Genomic DNA, 17466 nt, shown 5'->3' with positions numbered 1-17466 from the left:
TTCCGGTGTTTACAGGCCCAGATCCGCCTCGAACGCGCCCTCCTCGAGACGGTGCTTGACCGTCGTGAGGAAGCGGCCCGCGTCGGCACCGTCGATGAGGCGGTGATCGTAGGTGAGCGGGAGGAAGGCCATCGGGTGGATGCCGATGGACTCGGTGCCCGCGGCGTCCTTGACCACGACCGGACGCTTGACGATCGCGCCGGTACCCAGCATCGCCGCCTGCGGCGGGACCAGGATCGGGGTGTCGAAGAGCGCGCCCTCGCTACCGATGTTGGTGATGGTGAAGGTGCCACCGGAGAGCTCGTCGGGCTTGAGGCCGCTGTTGCGGGTGCGCTCCGCGAGGTCCACGATCGCGCGGGCCAGGCCGGCCAGCGACAGGTCGTCGGCGTTCTTGATCACCGGCGAGAGCAGGCCCTGCGGGGTGTCGACGGCGATGCCCAGGTTCACCACGCCGTGGTAGGTGATCTCCTTGAAATCGTCGCTGATCGACGCGTTGACGTTCGGGTGCACCTTGAGCGCCTCGATGACCGCCTTCGCGATGAAGGGCAGGTACGTGAGGTTCACGCCCTCGTTCGCCTTGAACGCGGCCTTCGCCTGCGCGCGCAGCGCCACGATCTTGCTGAAATCGACCTCGAAGACCTGGGTGAGCTGCGCGGAACCCTGCAGCGACTCCCGGGTCACCTTCGCAGTGATCTGGCGGATGCGGTTGGTCTTCTGCGAGGTGCCGCGGAGGGCCGCCAGCTCGGGGCGGGCACCCTTCGGGGCCGACGGTGCCGCCGGCGCGGCGGCCGCGGGGGCGGCGGCAGCGGCCGGAGCAGCGGGGGCCTTGGCGGCCTCGGCCGCGGCGAGGACGTCCTGCTTGCGGATGCGGCCACCGACGCCGGTGCCCTTGACCGCGTTCAGGTCCACGTTGTTCTCCGCAGCCAGCTTGCGCACCAGCGGGGTGACGTACGGCGTCGAATCCGACGCCGACGCGGCCGGGGCGGGCGCCGCGGGGGCGGCCGGAGCAGCCGGGGCCGCAGGAGCGGCCGCGGCGGGAGCGGGGGTCGGCGCGGGAGCCGGGGCCGCGGGGGCGGCCGGAGCGGGCTCGGGTGCCGGAGCGGGCTCGGGGGCCGGTGCCGGGGCGGCGGGCGCGGCCGGTGCCGCGGGGGCGCCGGAGCCGACGACCGCGAGCACGCCGCCGACGGCGATGACGTCGTCCTCGTTCGCCTTGATCTCCAGCAGCGTGCCGGCGACGGGCGACGGGATCTCCGTGTCGACCTTGTCGGTGGACACCTCGAGCAGCGGCTCGTCGACGGCGATCTCGTCGCCGACGCTCTTGAGCCAGCGCGTGACGGTGCCCTCGGTGACGGACTCGCCCAGCTCGGGCATCTTCACCTCGGTCCCCGACGCGGGCGCGGCCGGAGCCGCAGGCGCCGCGGGCGCTGCCGGAGCCGCGGGGGCGGCCGGTGCGGCGGGCTCGGCCGGAGCGGCGGCAGCGGGGGCCGGCTCGGGCTCGGCGGCGGGCGCAGGCGCGGACTCCGCGGGGGCGGACTCGCCCGCCTCGCCGATGGTGGCGAGATCGCCACCGACCTCGACGACGTCGTCCTCCTGCGCCAGGATCTTCAGCAGCACACCCGAAGCCGGGGCCGGGATCTCGGTGTCGACCTTGTCGGTCGAGACCTCGAGCAGGGGCTCGTCGACGGTGATCGTGTCGCCCTCCTGCTTGAGCCACCGGGTGACGGTGCCTTCGGTGACGCTCTCGCCGAGTGCCGGCATCTGGACGGAGAAGGCCATTTCCTCTGACTCCTCAGGTTCGGTTATCTGCTGTGATACGAGCTGAACGCGGGTTTCGGCTGGTGGCCTCCACCGACACCTGACCCTACCCTCAGGGGTCGGGTCCGCGCGGCGGTTGGGGGCTTACTCGCCGGTAACTCCCAGGGGGCGGGACGTCAGCCGCGCTGCGCGATGTCGCGGAGCACCGCGAGCATCGTGCGGACCGGGACGCCCGTACCACCCTTGGTGATGTAGCCGAAGGGGCCGCCGGTGTTGAACGCCGGACCGGCGACGTCGATGTGCGCCCACTGCACCCCGTCGGCCACGAACTCCTTGAGGTACACGCCCGCGGTGAGCATGCCGCCCCACCGGTTCGGGCTCACGTTCGCCAGATCCGCGACGCGCGAGTTGATGTCGGCGCGCAGCTCCTCGGGGAAGGGCATCGCCCAGCCGTTCTCGCCGACGGAGCGGGAGAGCTCCGCCACGCGGTCCCGGAAGTCGTCGGTGCCCATCACGCCCGGGGTGCGGGTGCCGAGCGCCACCATCTGCGCGCCCGTGAGGGTCGCGGTGTCGATGAGGTAGTCGGGCTCGTCCTCGCAGGCGCGGACCATCGCGTCGGCCAGGATGAGACGGCCCTCGGCGTCGGTGTTGATGACCTCGACGGTGATGCCGCCCTTGCCGGCGCCGGGGTACTGGGTGAGCACGTCGCCGGGGCGCTGCGCGGTGTGCGAGGGCATGTTCTCGGCCATCGGCACCGTCGCGGTCACGTCCACCGGCAGGCCCAGCTGCGCGGCCAGGATCACGGTGGCGATGACGGCCGCGGCGCCGCCCATGTCCGAGGTCATCTGCTCCATGCCCGCGGCCGGCTTGATGGAGATGCCGCCGGTGTCGAAGGTTATGCCCTTGCCGACCAGCGCGACGTGCTTGGCACCGTCGACCCCCGAGACGTGGCGCAGCCGCACGAGGCGCGGCGGGCGGGAGCTGCCCTTGCCGACCCCGACGATGCCGCCGTAGCCGTTCGCGTCGAGGTACTCCTCGTCGAAGACCTCCACTTCGAGGCCGGCGTCGGTGCCCAGGCGCTGCGCGCGGTCGGCGAACTCGCCGGGGGAGAGGACGTTCGGCGGGGTGTTGACGAAGTCGCGCGCCAGCGCCACCGCGCCGGCCGTCAGGCGGGCCTGCTCGACGGTGCCGCGCACCTCCTCCGCGAGCGCCTCGGACGCGGGTGCCGAGAGCAGCGCGAGCGCGCCGAGCGTCGCCTTCTTCGGCGCCGAGGTGGTGCGGAACTCGGCGAACCGGTACGCGCCGAGGATCGCGCCCTCGACGGCGGCCGCCAGATCGATCGAGGAGAGGGTGGTGGCCGCCGCGGCGACGCCCTCGAGCGCGCGGGCCGCGACGCCGGCCGCGCGCCGCACGGCCTCCGGGGTCACCGACTCCTCGGCGCCCAGGCCCACGCCCAGCACCGTCGTCGCGCCCAGGCCGGACCCGGCCGGGGTGGCGATCCGGACGGCCTCGCCGGCCTTGCCCTCGGCGCCGAGGAGCGCCAGCGCCTCGGCGACCGGGCCGCGCGCCGCCTCCGGCACGCCGCCGTCGAGCGTGATCGACGCCCCGTCGCCCGCTGCGGAGTACACGCCCACGACGAGCGCGTCGGTGGCCGCCGCGAGGTCGTCGGTCAGCGTGATGGCGGGTCCGGTGAACGGCGTGCTCAAGGGGTTTCCTCTCGTCGGGGCGGCGGGTGTGCTTGCCTGTACGGATGTTACGCCTGGGACTGTGGGGCGCGCCGCCGCCCGGGGCCGCGGACTACGCGGCCCCGATGCCCGCGCCCGTGGTCGCCCACCTGCTCGAGGCGCTGGGCCGGGAGGGGCATCCGGTGGCCGTCTGGGCGGACCGCGCGGGCATCCGCCGCATCGACGCCTCCGCCGACCTGGAACTGGCGTTCCCGCAGGCGATGCGATTCCTCGCCGAGGCGGTCCGCGCGCTGCCCGACCGCCCGCTCGGGCTCCGGGCCGGTGCCCGGCCGCTGCTGCAGTCGTTCGGGATGCTCGGCGTCGCGGTGCAGACCGCGGACGACGTCGAGGGCGCCGTCGCCGCCGGCCTGCAGTACCACCAGGCCGCGGGCAGCCTCGTCGACTTCGCGGTGGACGCCGACGGCGACGCCGTCCGCCTCACCGTGGTGCCGCGCTCGGCGGACCCGGACGTGCTGCCCTTCCTCTGCGAGGAGACGCTGCTCAGCGTCGTCACGCTGCTGCGCTCGGCCCTCGGTGACGAGCAGTGGTCGCCGACCGCCGTCGAGCTGCCCTTCGCCGCCCCCGCGTACGCCGACGAGTACTCCGACCACTTCGGGTGCGCCGTCCGCTTCGGCGCCCCCGCCGGGGTGCTGACGGTACCGCGGAGCCTGCTCGGCAGGCCGCTGCCCCGGCGGGAGCCCGCCGTGCACGCGGCGGCGCTCGCGGCGTGCCGCGCGATCGCCGGGGCGAGCGGGGAAGCGCGCGACCTCGACCACGTGTGGGCCGTCGAACAACTGCTCCGGGCCGACCTGCGTCGCCCGTACACGATGGCCGCGTTGGCCCGGCAGCTGAACACCAGCGAACGGACCCTGCGCCGGCACCTCGCGGACGCCGGCGAGTCCTTCCGCTCGATCCACGCGCGGGTCCGGCGCGAGCGTGCCGAGACGCTGCTGCGCACGACCGGCATGCCCGTGCGCTCGGTGGCGGCGGCGGTCGGCTTCGCCGACGCCCGCGACTTCCGGCGCGCCTTCGCGCAGTGGACCGGGAGCACTCCCGCCCAGGTCCGGGCGTCCGGGGAGATCCGGACGGACGAGGGGGGATCTGCGGTCACGCCGCGCTGAGGTGCCCCTGCGCACGTACCATCGGTGCTCATGACGGGGAACGGCACGGGCGAGACCACGACCGGAGCGGGCGCACTGGACCTGGCGGCGGCACCGTCGTCCCTCGACCGGCAGTGGGAGATCGACCCCGCCTCCTACTGGGCGACGATCGACGCCGCGACCCACGGGCTGGACGCCCCCATCCTCGCCGCGGACCTGGACGCCCTGCGCTTCAACGTCGCCGACATGCTGCGCCGCGCGGCGGGCAAGCCGATCCGTGTGGCCTCCAAGTCGATCCGTTCCCGGCCCGTGCTCGACGCACTGCTGCGCGTGCCCGGCTACGCGGGTGTCCTCGCCTACGACGTCGCGGAGGCCACCTGGCTCGCGGTCGACGGCGTCGACCACGACGGCGCCGCCCGCCCCGGCTGCACCGACGTCCTCGTCGCCTACCCGAGCGCCGATCTCGGGGCGATCGCCGCGCTGGCCGCGGACCCGGCCGCCGCGATGCGCGTGACCCTGATGATCGATGACGCCGAGCAGCTCGACCTCATCGACGCCGCGGTCCCGCCGAGCCGGCGCCCCGAACTGCGGGTCTGCATCGACGTCGACGCCTCGTACCACGCCCCCGCCCTGGGGGCCATCGGCGCGCGCCGGTCCCCGGTCCGCACCCGCGGCGAGGCCTCGGTCCTGGCGGCGACGGTGGCGGGGCGCAAGGGTTTCCGGCTGGTCGGCGTGATGACCTACGACGCGCAGATCGCCGGCGTCGGCGATCTGAGCATCCGCCGGCCCGGAGCCGGTGCGCTGCTGCGCACCATGCAGCGGACCTCCTGGGACGAGCTGGTCACGCGCCGCCGGGAGATCCTCACCGACCTGCGCCGCATCGCCGACCTCGAGTTCGTCAACGGCGGCGGCACCGGCTCCCTCGAGCGCAACGCGGAGGACCCGAACATCACCGACATCGCCGCCGGCAGCGGCCTCTACGGACCGCACCTCTTCGACGGCTACTCCCACTTCCGCCCGGCGCCCGCGATGGGCTTCGGCCTGGCCGTGGTGCGCCGCCCCGCGCCGGACACCGTGACCTGCCACGGCGGCGGCTGGATCGCCTCCGGCGCCGCGGGCTCCGATCGCCTGCCGCGGCCCGTCTGGCCCGAGGGACTGAAGCTGACCGGCCGCGAGGGCGCCGGCGAGGTGCAGACGCCGCTCACCGGCGAGCGGGCCGAGCGCATCTCGCTCGGCGATCGGGTCTGGTTCCGGCACACCAAGGCCGGGGAACCCGCCGAGCACGCCGACGACCTGGTGATCGTGTCCGACGGTGCCGTGCACGCCACGGTCCCGACCTACCGCGGTGAGGGGAAGTGCTTCCTGTGAACAAGTGGATCCCGGGCCTGGACCAATTGACCGGCACCGTGGGCGAGTGGCGGAACTGGGGGCGCACCGCGTCCGCGTTCCCGTCCTACGTCTCGCGGCCCGCGAAGATCGAGGACGTGGTGCGCACCGTCGAGCGGGCGCGCGAGCGCGGCGGCACCGTCAAGGCCCTCGGCGCGGGGCACTCGTTCACGGCGATCTCCGCGCCGCGCGACGTGGCGCTCGCGCCCGACCACCAGGGCGGGCTCGTGACCGTCGACGTGGACGCGAAGCGGGTGACGCTGCGCGCCGGCACCCGGCTCTACGACGTGCCCGCGCTGCTCGAGCCCTACGGGCTCGCCATGGCGAACCTCGGCGACATCGACCGGCAGACCGTCGCCGGGGCGATCTCGACCGGCACGCACGGCACCGGCCTGGGCTTCGGCGGCATCGCCACCCAGGTGGTCGGGGCGACCCTGGTCTCCGGGACGGGGGAGGTGGTCACCGTCGGCGAGGACGACCCCCGGCTGCAGGCCGTGGCCCTCGGGCTCGGCGCGCTGGGAATCCTCGTCGAGGTCACGCTGCAGTGCGTGGACCGCTTCGTGCTCGAGGCCACCGAGGCGCCGATGTCGCTGGCGGAGACGGTCGACGGCTTCGTCGAGCGGGTACGCGGCGTCGACCACTTCGAGTTCTTCTGGTTCCCGGGGACCGACGGCACGCTCACCAAGTCGCAGATCCGCCGCCCCGGCGATCACAAGCGCAAGCCGATCGGCGGGGTGCGGCGGTTCGTCGACGACAAGGTCGTCGGGACCGGCGCGCTGATGGCCGTGTGCGAGGTGGGCCGCGCGGTCCCGTCGCTCACCCCGCGGCTGGTCTCGCTCGCCACGTCGATGCTCTCCGAGCACACCGAGATCGACTACTCCACGAACGTGCTCACCACCGACCGTTCCGTGCGCTTCCGCGAGACGGAATGGGCCGTGCCCCTGGAGAACACGATGCCGGCGTTCGCCGCGCTCAAGGCCGCGACCGAGAAGCACGACTGGAATCTCACCTTCCCGATCGAGGTCCGCGTCGCCGCCGCCGACGACCTCATGCTGTCGACGGCCTCGGGACGGCAGTCCGGCTACATCGCCGCGCACCGCTACGTCCGCGACAGGCCCAGCGACTACTTCGCCGAGGTCGAGCGGATCATGATCGAGCACGGCGGCCGACCGCACTGGGGCAAGATGCACACCCGCACCGCCGAGTTCTTCCGCGGCGCGTACCCCCGGTTCGACGAGTTCCTGGCCGTGCGCGACGAGCTCGACCCGGACCGCGTCTTCGCCAACGACCACCTGGACGCTGTGCTCGGCCGCTGACTCGTGCATGATTTCCCGCCATGAAGACATTCGGCTGGACGCCGACCACTGACGGCGCCGGCGTGGTGGGGCCCGGCGAGCGGCTGAGCTGGCCCAAGACGTTCGGCATCGGCGTGCAGCACGTCGTGGCGATGTTCGGTTCCACGTTCCTGGTGCCGGTGCTCACGGGGTTCCCGCCGGCGACGACGCTCCTCTTCTCGGGCGTGGGCACCCTGCTGTTCCTGCTCATCACCGGCAACCGGCTGCCCAGCTACCTCGGGTCGAGCTTCGCGGTGATCTCGCCGATCACCGCGGCGACCGCCTCGCAGGGGATGGGAAGCGCACTGGGCGGCATCGTCGCCGTGGGCGCGCTGCTGATCCTGGTGGGCGGCGTGGTGCACCTCGTCGGCACCGCGTGGATCGAGAAGCTGATGCCGCCGGTGGTCACGGGTGCGATCGTCGCGCTGATCGGCCTCAACCTGGCGCCCGCGGCGAAGGCGAACTACGAGAAGGCCGCCGTGACGGCCACGATCACGCTGGTCTGCCTGATCCTCTCCCTCGCCCTGTTCAAGGGCATGCTCGGACGCCTCGCGATCTTCACCTCGGTGCTCATCGGGTACGTGGTCGCGTGGATCCGCGGCGAGGTCGATTTCTCGAAGGTCTCCGCGGCGTCGTGGGTCGGCTTCCCGGAGTTCCACGCCCCGTCGTTCTCCTGGGCGGTGCTGCCGATGTTCCTGCCCGTGGTCCTCGTGCTCGTGGCGGAGAACGTCGGGCACGTGCGGTCCGTCGCGCAGATGACGGGCGAGGACTACGACCCCGTGATGGGGCGCGCCCTCGCCTCGGACGGCCTCGCGACGGTGCTCGCGGGCGCGGGCGGAGGCTCCGCCACCACGACCTACGCGGAGAACATCGGCGTGATGGCCGCGACCCGCGTGTACTCGACGGCCGCGTACTGGGTGGCCGGCGTCGCCGCGATCCTGCTGGGCATGTCGCCGAAGGTCGGCGCGGTGATCGCGTCGATCCCGCCCGGCGTGCTCGGCGGCATCACGACGGCGCTCTACGGCCTCGTCGGCATCCTCGGCGTGCGGATCTGGGTGGAGGCGCGCGTGGACTTCAGCAAGCCCATCAACCAGCTGACCGCCGCGGTGCCGCTCATCATCGGCATCGCCGACTTCACGTGGTCCGTCGGCGACGTCACCTTCACCGGCATCGCGCTCGGCTCCGTCGCCGCGATCGTGATCTACCAGGGGATGCGGCTGTTGGGCCGATCCGGCAGCGCGGCCCTGGACTAGAGTGCCGGGCATGAGTGAGACGCTGATCGAAGGCCCCCTGAACGCCGTGCACACCGAGCTGGGGGCGGCGTTCGCGCCGTTCGGTGGCTGGTCGATGCCCGTCAAGTACGCGGGCACCGTCGGCGAGCACACCGCCGTCCGCGAGGCCGTGGGCATCTTCGACGTCAGCCACCTCGGCAAGGCCACCGTCGCCGGGCCGGGCGCCAAGGACTTCGTCAACCGCGTGCTCACCGCCGACCTCGGCAAGATCCACCCCGGCAAGGCCCAGTACACCCTGTGCACCAACGAATCCGGCGGCGTGATCGACGACCTCATCGTCTACTACGTCTCCGACGACGAGCTCTTCCTCGTGCCCAACGCCGCGAACACCGCCGCCGTGGTCGCGCACCTGTGCGAGCGCGCGCCGGAGGGCATCACCGTGACCGACCAGCACCGCGACTACGCCGTGCTCGCCGTGCAGGGTCCGAAGTCGGCGGAGGTGCTGCAGGCCGTCGGGCTGCCCACCGACATGGAGTACATGGCGTACGAGGACGCCTCCCTGAACGGCACCCCCGTACGCGTCTGCCGCACCGGGTACACCGGCGAGCACGGCTACGAGCTGATCCCCGCGTGGGGCGACGCCGAGACCGTCTTCCGCGCGTTGCTGCCCGAGATCACCTCCCGCGACGGCCAGCCCGCCGGCCTCGGCGCCCGCGACACCCTGCGCACCGAGATGGGCTACCCGCTGCACGGGCACGAGCTCACCGTCGACATCACCCCGGTCCAGGCGCGCGCCGGCTGGGCCGTCGGCTGGAAGAAGCCCGAGTTCGTCGGCCGCGACGCCCTCGTGGCGGAGAAGGAGGCCGGTCCGGCCCGCAGGCTCTGGGGCCTCCGCGCGACCGGCAAGGGCGTGCTGCGCGCCGACCTCACGGTGCTCTCCGCCGACGGTGCGCCGATCGGCACCACCACGTCGGGCACCTTCAGCCCGAGCCTCAAGGCCGGAATCGCCCTGGCGCTCATCGATTCCGCGGCGGGTGTCGAGAAGGGGACGCCGGTGAGCGTGGACGTGCGCGGCCGCGCGATCGAGTGCGAGGTGACCCTCCCGCCCTTCGTCGAGGCGAACACCAAGTAGCTCCGAGAGGTCCCCGGAAAAATACTCGGGGTTCCTACTGATTGGTACGGCCCGCGCCTGCGCGCGCGGGTCGTAGAATCTTGTCCCATGACAACTGGCACGGCCTTCGCCCTCACCCGCAACGACCACCCCCGCTCTGCGGCTGAGCGCTCCGAGATCCTGGCGAACCCGGGATTCGGCAGGTACTTCACCGACCACATGATCTCGCTCCGCTGGAACGAGGAGAAGGGCTGGCACGCGCCCGAGGTGCTGCCCTACGGCCCCATCCCGATGGAGCCGTCGGCGTCGGTGCTGCACTACGCGCAGGAGATCTTCGAGGGTCTGAAGGCGTACCGCCAGCCCGACGGTTCCGTCGCCACCTTCCGGCCCGAGGCCAACGCCGCGCGCTTCCAGCGCTCCGCCGAGCGGCTCGCGATCCCGCCGCTGCCCGAGGACGTCTTCGTCGCCTCGCTCAAGGAACTCGTGGCCGTGGACGGCGAATGGGTGCCCGCGGCCGGCGGCGAGGAGGCCCTGTACTTCCGGCCGTTCATCTTCGCCGACGAGGAGACCCTCGGCGTCAAGCCGTCGAACAGCTACCGCTTCCTGGTGATCGCCTCGCCCGCCGGCGCCTACTTCGCGGGCGGCGTGAAGCCCGTCTCGGTGTGGCTCTCGCGCGAGTACGTGCGCGCCGCCCCCGGCGGCACCGGCTTCGCCAAGTGCGGCGGCAACTACGCCGCCTCGCTCGTCGCGCAGGCCCAGGCCGCGCAGCAGGGCTGCGACCAGGTCGTGTGGCTCGACGCCATCGAGCACGAGGCGATCGAGGAGATGGGCGGCATGAACCTCTTCTTCGTCCTCGGTTCCGGCTCTTCGGCCCGGATCGTCACCCCGGAGCTGTCCGGTTCACTGCTGCCCGGCGTGACTCGGAGTTCGTTGCTGCAGCTCGCCCGCGACGCCGGCTTCGAGACCGAGGAGCGGCGGATCACCGTCGACGAGCTCAAGGAGGGCGTCGCCTCCGGCACGATCACCGAGGTCTTCGCGTGCGGCACCGCGGCCGTCATCACGCCCGTCGGTCGCGTCAAGGGCTCCGAGGAGGACTTCACCATCGGCGACGGACAGCCCGGCGAGATCACCATGGCCCTGCGCGAGACCCTCACCGGTATCCAGCGCGGCACCGTCCCGGACACCCACGGCTGGATGACCACGCTGAGCTGACGCCTCGCGCACACGCAGCCGCGGCCCGCACCGGATTCGGTGCGGGCCGCGGTGCGTCGCAGGAGCACTCCGCCGGAACATCTTTCGAAGCGTTCTGCGATGGAATCGGTGGTGGACGTCGCAGAACGCTTCGAAAGATGTCGGCTAGGTGGTGACGTGGTGCGCCGAGTGGCCGACGGCGGCCTCGACGTTGAGGGTGCGCATGAACTTGGCCTGGCTCACATCGCCGCGGCGGGCGGCCCGCTCGCGGCCGCCGGGGAGCTGGTTGATCGCGGACTCGACCAGGTGGAACGGGATCCGTAGGGCCGGGTACCAGGGGAGGGTCGACGGGACGCCGAGTTCCTTCATCGCAGCAGTGCCCAGGTAGGCGGTGGCGATGGACAGGTGTTGCGAGCGGGCGATCCGGCGCCGCAACCCGGTGAGCGGCCCGAACTCCCAGAGCATGGGGTCGTCGGCCATCGGCTGTGCGAGGGCCCTGCTCGTCTCGTCGGGCGTGGACAGCGCCCGCGACGTCTGGAACAGGATCCGCAGGCTGTCGCGGAAGCTGTGCGGCAGGAAGTCGTCGTGCACGCCCATGAGCCGGCCGACGTACCGCGTGAGGTGCGCGGCCGCCTCGTACTCGCGGGGATTCGCCACCAGGCCGATGCCGACGCCGGTCGCGACGGGCGCGATGAGTGCCCCCACCAGAGTCGCCGCCATGTCGGTCTGGTTGATCGGCAGGCCGTAGGTCTCGAAGTCCCAGTCGGGGAGCGCCAGGACGTGCCGGCGCACCATCGAGTGGATGAACCGCACGTGCAGCGTGGACCGGTAGCCCGGCCCGCCCGGGCGCAGGCCCTCGGGGACGATCACGTCGAGCGCCCACTGCGAGGTCTCCGCGAACCGCTTGTTCGAGCCCTTCTCGAGCGCGCCCGTCCGCAGCAGGGTCTGGTTGAAGCCGGAGAAGAGGTAGCCGCCCATGAGCGCGACGTCGCGCGCGATCGAGAAGCCGTCCGCGCCGCCGCTGCGCATGAGCTGGCCGCCGAGCAGGATCTTGTCCCAATCGACCCAGTCCGGGGCGGTCTCCATGTCCTCGAAGAACTCCCGGAGCTCCGCCGGCGCCTCGGGCACCGATGCGATGCCCTCGTTCAGGGCACGGTCGAACATCGGCTTGCGCGTCTCGCGGTCCTGGTAGATCCACTCGACCAGCTCGTCCATCACCGCGTCGCCGACCGTGAGCAACTCACCGAACCGCCGGAACTCGGCGTCCGTGGGCTCCGGGAGGCGCAGGGCCGCGCTCACCATCCGGATCCCCGGCGGTACGCGCCGGGGGCGTTCGGGGTGGCGGGCGGGGATGGGCCTCGGGGTGTCCAGGGTCGTCACAACTCCGTGTCTACTCCTGACAACGCTAGTTGTCGAGCCCCTCGCCGCAGAGGGAGTGGTGTTCAGCGCCGATCCCGCCACGCCGCGTACAGCTCGTCGAGCACCGGCTCCACCGCGTTGTAGAGCAGCCAGGTGTCGGGCGCGGCGTACATGTTCTCGCCCGAGGTGACCGCGGGGATCCGTTCGTAGGCCTCGAGGTAGGCGTCGTATTCCGCCTCGACGAACGCGCAGCCCTCAGCGGTGAAGAAGCTCGGGTCGAGCTGGCCGTCGAGGTACTCGTCCAGGTACGCGCCGGGGGTGAGGGTGCGCTCGTCGAGCAGAGGAAGGGACTCGTCGGGCACCTCGCCGTCGACGCCGTGCTCCAGGTGCGTGCCGCTCGCCAGCCCGCGGGCGCGGGCCCACGCGTAGAACATGCCGATGTGCGTGGCCGCCGCCTCCTCGGGCAGGCCCAGCTCGGCGATGGTGTCGGAATGCCATCCGGCGTCGTCGTACGTCATGTCGTGAGCCTGGCTCACCGTCCTTGGCGGAGGCTTGCGGCCCGGTTGCCATCGCACAGGACGTCGTTCAGGGGATCAGGCCGCGCAGAGGCCGATCAGCGCGACCACGGCGGCCAGTTCGATGCCGAAACCCAGGACGTCGCCGCTCATCCCGCCGAACCGGCGCACGCAGTGCCGCATCGCGAGGGCCGCGACGAGCAGCCCCACCGCGACGGCGAGCGGGCCCTGCCACGGGCGTCCGGGCACCGCCGGGACGGCTGCGGCCAGCGCGGCCACGGCCCAGAATCCCTGCGTCGCAAGGCCTTGGGTGCCAGCCGTCAGGGCCCCGAAACCGTCGGGGTTCGACGGTGACCACCCGCGCCGGCAACCGAGCACCGCGGCCACCCGGGCGGCGCCGACGGCGACGCCGATCGCGAGCCAGGCCTCGCGGTCCGCGAGGGCGCCCATAGCGGCGGACTCCGCGATCAGCAACAGGGCGAGCGCGGCGGCGCCGAACGGGCCGACGGTGCCCTGGCGCATGATCTCCCGCGCACGCTCGGGCGGGCCGTAGCTGCCCAGGCCGTCCACGCAATCCGCGAACCCGTCGAGGTGCATGCCGCGCGTCAGCAGCGCGGCAGCGGCGGCGGCCAGGGCGCCGACGAGCACCGTCGGAAGGGCTGCGGCGTGCGCCGCCCACGCGACGGCGACCACGACCGCACCGACGATCGCGCCCGCGAGCGGCACGCGGGCGATGATGCGGGCACCGTCGGCCCGCGTGACCGGGCTCGGCTGCAGGGAGCCGGGCACGGGCAGCACCGTCATCCAGGCGACGGTGGCGGCGAGGTGCCGCACGTCAGTCGGCGGCCTTCCCGGAGACGCCGGCGGCGTCGAAGGTCGCCATCTCGCCGAGGACCGCCACGGCCGAGCGGATCAGCGGCAGTGCGAGTGCGGCGCCGCTGCCCTCGCCGAGGCGCAGGCCCAGGTCCAGGAGGGGCTCGAGATCGAGGCGGCGCAGCGCGAGGGCGTGCGCGGGCTCGGGGCTCCTGTGCCCGGCGACCCACCAGCTCACGGCGCCGGGGGCGAGGTCGTTCGCGACCAGGGCCGCAGCGGTCACCACGACCCCGTCGAGGATCACCGGGGTGCGGCGCACGGCGGCCTGCGCGAGGAACCCGGCCATTGCGGCGAGGTCGGCCCCGGCGACGCTGCGCAGCAGCGCCTTCGGGTTGCCGGTATGCGGGCGGGCGCGGTACATGCCGTCGCGGATCGCGGCGGCCTTGCGCATCCAGGCGTTGTCGTCGATGCCGGTGCCGCGGCCCACGACGAGGACGGGCTCCGTCTCGGTGAGCGCGCCGACCAGCACCGCGGCGGGGGTCGTGTTGCCGATGCCCATGTCGCCGGCGATGAGCAGGTCCGCTCCGGAGTCGACCTCCTCGTCGGCGATGCGGCGGCCCGCCGCGATCGCGGCGATCGTCTCCTCGTCGGTCATCGCGTCGGTGACCGCGATGTCGCCCGACGAGCGGCGGATCTTGTTGCGGCTCAGGTCCTCGCGGGTGTCGCCGGCGACGGCGATGTCCTCGATGCGGACCGTCGCGCCGGCCTGCGCGGCCAGCACGTTGATCGCGGCGCCGTCCGCGGCGAAGTTCGCCACCATCTGCGCCGTGACCTCCGGCGGGTATGCCGAGACGCCGCCCGCGGCCACCCCGTGATCGCCGGCGAAGACCACGATGCGCGCGCGCTCGAACTGCTGCGGCGGGCACACGCCCTGGCACGCGGCGATCCACTCGCCGAGCTGCTCCAGCCGGCCCAGCGACCCGGCGGGCTTGGTGAGCTCCAGCTGGCGGTCGCGGGCCTCGCGCCCCACGAACGGATCCGGAGGGGAGAGCTGCGGGAACGCCAGGGGGTCGGCACCCGGCTCGAACGGCGGGAGCACGATCGGCGGGGCCGCGGGAACCTCTGGCACGGGCTTGACCAGGCTCGCGGCAGGCGCACCGTCGGACACGGTGCCGGTGGCCGCCGCGCCGGAGAGGGCGACGGGGATGCCGGCGACGACGAGCTCGGCCCGATCGGCGATCGCCGCGAGCCGGCCGTTGAGCGTGCCCAGTAGGTCCTGGAAAACCCGGCCCGCGTGGGTCTCGGGGACGAGCGACAGGCCCACCTCGGGGCTGACGATGACCAGTTCGCCCGCGTACGCCGCTGCGGCGGCCACGAGGCCGTCGAGGTCGGGCTGCACGTTCTCGGGGGTCTCCCACCCGGCCGCGTCGAGCCGGGCGGCGAGCCAGCCGCCGAGGTCGTCGATCAGCGTGGGCACCGAGCCCTCGGCCAGCACCGCGCGCAGGTCCTGCGTCTCCACGGTGGACCACGACGCCGGGCGCCGGTCGCGGTGCGCGGCGACGCGCGCGGCGAGGTCGGGGTCACCGTCGGGCCGCGGCGCCGTGGCGACGTACCGGACGAGGGCGCCGGATCCGGCGATCAGCTGCTCGGCGCGGGCGGACTTGCCGGAGCGGACCCCGCCGAGAACGAGGGTGAGCGCCACGGGCTAGACCGCGTCGCCCGGCTTGACCTGCGGCCGCGGGATGCGCATGCGCCGCAGCTGCGTGGAACGCATGAAGGCGTACCAGCCGAGGCGGAAGCCCGTCTCTGTCGTGTCCGGCCAGCGCTCGCGGACCCGGTTGTTGACGCGGCGGCCGGTGAGGATGCCCTCGATCGCCATGACGGCGACCATGACCAGCAGGATCAGCATCGGGATGCCCGCGAGTTCCGGCCGGTTGACCGTGACGAACATGAACACCATCACGGCGACGGCGAACGGGATGAACATGGTGGAGATGTGGCGCTTCGCGTCGACCAGGTCGCGCACGTAGGCCTTGACGGGGCCCTTGTCGCGGGCCGGCAGGTAGCGCTCGTCGCCCTCCATCATGAGCTCGCGGCGCTCGTTGGCCTGCGTGCGGCGCTGGGCGGCCGCGGCCTTGCGCTCCTCCTTGCTCATGGAGTTGCGCAGCTCCTTCTTCCGCGCGCGGGCCTCGGCCCGCGTCATCGGAGCGGGAGCGACGGGGCCGCGCTTGCGGCCCTGGGCCTCGCGGCGGCTGGGCGTGGGGCGGCCCTTGCCCGCCGTCTGCGCGGGCTTGGCGGTCGGGTCCGCGGCGGTCTCGTCGACGGTGTCGGCGGCCGCGGACTCCGCCGCCTCGGAGGTCGAATCGTCGGCCTTCTGCCAGGGGAGTTTCACGCCGTCCAGGGTATTCGATCCCGCCGGGTGCACGACGACGCGGGTGACGGTGACTCCCGGGAATGCGGGGCGGGGGAGTACCGTTGAACCAGACACCGACGTGCGTCTGTGAGGAGAACCTATGACTACTGCTGAGAGCGAAACCACCGGTGTGGTGCTGACCGAGGCCGCCGCCTCGAAGGCGAAGGCGCTGCTGGACCAGGAGGGTCGTGATGACCTGGCCCTGCGCATCGAGGTGCAGCCGGGTGGTTGCGCGGGCCTCCGGTACCAGCTGTACTTCGACGACCGGTCGCTCGACGGTGACGTGATGTCCGAGTTCGGCGGCGTCAAGCTGTCCGTCGACCGGATGAGCGTGCCGTTCCTGATCGGCGCGAAGATCGACTTCGTCGACTCGATCGAGAAGCAGGGTTTCACCATCGACAACCCGAACGCCACCGGCTCGTGCGCCTGCGGCGACTCGTTCAACTGACGCACGACTGACGCCCGCGAAGCGTCCGGAGCCCTCTCGCGGTTAGGCTGACTGGATTCGTCCGTCGCCGACCACGGGAGGGTTTCGTCGTGTCGATCGCCGTTTCCGGTTCCATCGCCACCGATCATCTGATGCGTTTCGAGGGGAAGTTCTCCGAGCAGTTGCTCGCCGAACACCTCGCTCACGTCTCCCTGAGCTTCCTGGTGGAGGAGCTCGTGCTGCAGCGCGGCGGGGTCGGAGCGAACATCAGCTTCGGCATGGCCCGGCTCGGTCGGCGGCCCGTTCTCGTCGGCGCGGTCGGCGCCGACTTCGACGAGGGCTACCGCGCGTGGCTCGAGGACGCGGGCGTCGACACCCGCGCGGTCCGGGTCTCGCAGACCGCGCACACCGCGCGCTTCCAGTGCACCACCGATTCCGAGATGGCGCAGATCGCGTCCTTCTACTCGGGCGCCATGGCCGAGTCGCGCGAGATCGCGATCGCCGACGTCGCCGCCACCGTCGGTGGCCTCGATCTCGTCGTGATCGGCGCGAACGATCCCGCCGCGATGACGCTGCACAGCGCGCAGTGCCGCGAGGCCGGCATCCCCTTCGCGGCGGACCCGTCGCAGCAGCTCGCGCGCCTGAACGGCGAGGAGGCTCGCGCGCTGGTGGAGGGCGCGAAGTTCCTGTTCACGAACGAATACGAGTGGAACCTGCTCCAGCAGAAGACCGGCGTGAGCGCCGAGCGGCTCACCGAGATGGTCGAGGTCCGCGTGACCACCCTCGCCGAGAAGGGCGCGGAGATCGTCGTCAACGGCGCCGAGGGCGTCGCCCAGCGGATCCACGTCGACGTGGTGCCCGACCGCGGCCGCGTCGACCCGACGGGCGTCGGCGACGCCTTCCGCGCCGGCTTCCTCGTCGGGCTCGACGCGGGCCTGTCCTACGAGCGCTCCGGGCAGCTCGGCTCGTACGTCGCCGTGAAGGTGCTCGAGACCGTCGGGCCGCAGGCCTGGGACTACGACGTCGAGGACGCCCGCGAGCGGCTCACCGAGGCGTACGGCGCCGAGACGGCGGCCGAGATCCTCGCTGCGCTGTAGGTCACATAT

At 72.8% G+C, this 17466-nt stretch carries 15 protein-coding genes; 8 read left to right on the top strand and 7 right to left on the bottom strand.

Annotated features, from left to right (window positions below):
• Positions 1–9: 9 nt before the first annotated feature.
• Positions 10–1776, bottom strand: coding sequence for a 2-oxoglutarate dehydrogenase, E2 component, dihydrolipoamide succinyltransferase (sucB, locus tag BLW32_RS19010; RefSeq protein ID WP_068739232.1), 1767 nt, complete (start codon positions 1774–1776; stop codon positions 10–12).
• Positions 1777–1931: 155 nt separating this feature from the next.
• Positions 1932–3461, bottom strand: coding sequence for a leucyl aminopeptidase (locus BLW32_RS19005; protein WP_068739230.1), 1530 nt, complete (start codon positions 3459–3461; stop codon positions 1932–1934).
• A 44-nt stretch (positions 3462–3505) separates the two neighbouring features.
• On the opposite strand from BLW32_RS19005, the gene BLW32_RS19000 reads away from it, so the two are divergent.
• The 6 genes from BLW32_RS19000 (at position 3506) to BLW32_RS18975 (ending at position 10854) form a co-directional block, all read left to right on the top strand.
• Positions 3506–4600, top strand: a complete 1095-nt coding sequence (locus BLW32_RS19000) for an AraC family transcriptional regulator (RefSeq protein ID WP_074850714.1) — start codon at positions 3506–3508, stop codon at positions 4598–4600.
• A 30-nt stretch (positions 4601–4630) separates the two neighbouring features.
• The gene (locus BLW32_RS18995; RefSeq protein WP_082791183.1) at positions 4631–5947 is read left to right on the top strand and encodes an alanine racemase; all 1317 of its coding nucleotides are present in this window, start codon (positions 4631–4633) and stop codon (positions 5945–5947) included.
• The gene (locus BLW32_RS18990; RefSeq protein ID WP_082791158.1) at positions 5944–7281 is read left to right on the top strand and encodes a D-arabinono-1,4-lactone oxidase; all 1338 of its coding nucleotides are present in this window, start codon (positions 5944–5946) and stop codon (positions 7279–7281) included. The genes BLW32_RS18995 and BLW32_RS18990 overlap by 4 nt, the downstream gene beginning before the upstream one ends.
• 20 nt (positions 7282–7301) lie before the next feature.
• On the top strand, positions 7302–8552 hold the full coding sequence (locus BLW32_RS18985; RefSeq protein WP_068521085.1) for a uracil-xanthine permease family protein: 1251 nt from the start codon (positions 7302–7304) through the stop codon (positions 8550–8552).
• Positions 8553–8562: 10 nt separating this feature from the next.
• The gene (gcvT, locus tag BLW32_RS18980; protein WP_068739692.1) at positions 8563–9663 is read left to right on the top strand and encodes a glycine cleavage system aminomethyltransferase GcvT; all 1101 of its coding nucleotides are present in this window, start codon (positions 8563–8565) and stop codon (positions 9661–9663) included.
• Positions 9664–9750: 87 nt separating this feature from the next.
• On the top strand, positions 9751–10854 hold the full coding sequence (locus tag BLW32_RS18975) for a branched-chain amino acid aminotransferase (protein ID WP_068739227.1): 1104 nt from the start codon (positions 9751–9753) through the stop codon (positions 10852–10854).
• Positions 10855–10998: 144 nt separating this feature from the next.
• Here the strand turns inward: BLW32_RS18975 and BLW32_RS18970 are convergent, their stop codons facing one another.
• The 5 genes from BLW32_RS18970 to BLW32_RS18950 all read right to left on the bottom strand — a co-directional run bounded on the left by BLW32_RS18970 (position 10999) and on the right by BLW32_RS18950 (position 15912).
• On the bottom strand, positions 10999–12213 hold the full coding sequence (locus BLW32_RS18970) for an oxygenase MpaB family protein (RefSeq protein WP_068739225.1): 1215 nt from the start codon (positions 12211–12213) through the stop codon (positions 10999–11001).
• Between the two features lie 62 nt (positions 12214–12275).
• Positions 12276–12710 carry a DUF7832 domain-containing protein gene (locus BLW32_RS18965; RefSeq protein ID WP_068521076.1) on the bottom strand — a complete coding sequence of 145 codons (435 nt, stop codon included), beginning with the start codon at positions 12708–12710 and terminating at the stop codon, positions 12276–12278.
• Positions 12711–12785: 75 nt separating this feature from the next.
• Positions 12786–13541 carry an adenosylcobinamide-GDP ribazoletransferase gene (locus BLW32_RS18960; RefSeq protein ID WP_114515767.1) on the bottom strand — a complete coding sequence of 252 codons (756 nt, stop codon included), beginning with the start codon at positions 13539–13541 and terminating at the stop codon, positions 12786–12788.
• A gap of 1 nt (position 13542) precedes the next feature.
• Positions 13543–15222, bottom strand: coding sequence for a nicotinate-nucleotide--dimethylbenzimidazole phosphoribosyltransferase (gene cobT / locus BLW32_RS18955; RefSeq protein ID WP_068739223.1), 1680 nt, complete (start codon positions 15220–15222; stop codon positions 13543–13545).
• Positions 15223–15225: 3 nt separating this feature from the next.
• Positions 15226–15912 (bottom strand): DUF3043 domain-containing protein, encoded by a 687-nt coding sequence (locus BLW32_RS18950; RefSeq protein WP_068521072.1) that lies wholly within the window; start codon positions 15910–15912, stop codon positions 15226–15228.
• 121 nt (positions 15913–16033) lie between these two features.
• Between BLW32_RS18950 and BLW32_RS18945 the strand changes: the two genes are divergently transcribed.
• Together BLW32_RS18945 and BLW32_RS18940 are read left to right on the top strand one after the other, a co-directional pair.
• Complete coding sequence (locus BLW32_RS18945; protein ID WP_068521070.1) at positions 16034–16381, top strand: HesB/IscA family protein; 348 nt, start codon at positions 16034–16036, stop codon at positions 16379–16381.
• 89 nt (positions 16382–16470) lie between these two features.
• Complete coding sequence (locus BLW32_RS18940) at positions 16471–17457, top strand: carbohydrate kinase family protein (RefSeq protein WP_068739221.1); 987 nt, start codon at positions 16471–16473, stop codon at positions 17455–17457.
• Positions 17458–17466: the final 9 nt, after the last annotated feature.

Origin of the sequence: Tsukamurella tyrosinosolvens (genome assembly GCF_900104775.1) — a bacterium.
Taxonomy (GTDB): Bacteria; Actinomycetota; Actinomycetes; order Mycobacteriales; family Mycobacteriaceae; genus Tsukamurella; species Tsukamurella tyrosinosolvens.
The sequence above is the reverse complement of the archived record's forward strand: the minus strand, read 5'-3'. Positions and strand labels throughout refer to the sequence as shown.

What these genes read in the sequence shown, in the direction of transcription:
- BLW32_RS19000 (WP_074850714.1), top strand. Translation starts at nt 3,506, where the DNA reads ATGTTACGCCTGGGACTGTGGGGCGCGCCGCCGCCCGGGGCCGCGGAC.
- gcvT (WP_068739692.1), top strand. Translation starts at nt 8,563, where the DNA reads ATGAGTGAGACGCTGATCGAAGGCCCCCTGAACGCCGTGCACACCGAG.
- BLW32_RS18965 (WP_068521076.1), bottom strand. Translation starts at nt 12,710, where the DNA reads ATGACGTACGACGACGCCGGATGGCATTCCGACACCATCGCCGAGCTG.
- BLW32_RS18945 (WP_068521070.1), top strand. Translation starts at nt 16,034, where the DNA reads ATGACTACTGCTGAGAGCGAAACCACCGGTGTGGTGCTGACCGAGGCC.
- BLW32_RS18985 (WP_068521085.1), top strand. Translation starts at nt 7,302, where the DNA reads ATGAAGACATTCGGCTGGACGCCGACCACTGACGGCGCCGGCGTGGTG.
- BLW32_RS18975 (WP_068739227.1), top strand. Translation starts at nt 9,751, where the DNA reads ATGACAACTGGCACGGCCTTCGCCCTCACCCGCAACGACCACCCCCGC.
- BLW32_RS18995 (WP_082791183.1), top strand. Translation starts at nt 4,631, where the DNA reads ATGACGGGGAACGGCACGGGCGAGACCACGACCGGAGCGGGCGCACTG.
- sucB (WP_068739232.1), bottom strand. Translation starts at nt 1,776, where the DNA reads ATGGCCTTCTCCGTCCAGATGCCGGCACTCGGCGAGAGCGTCACCGAA.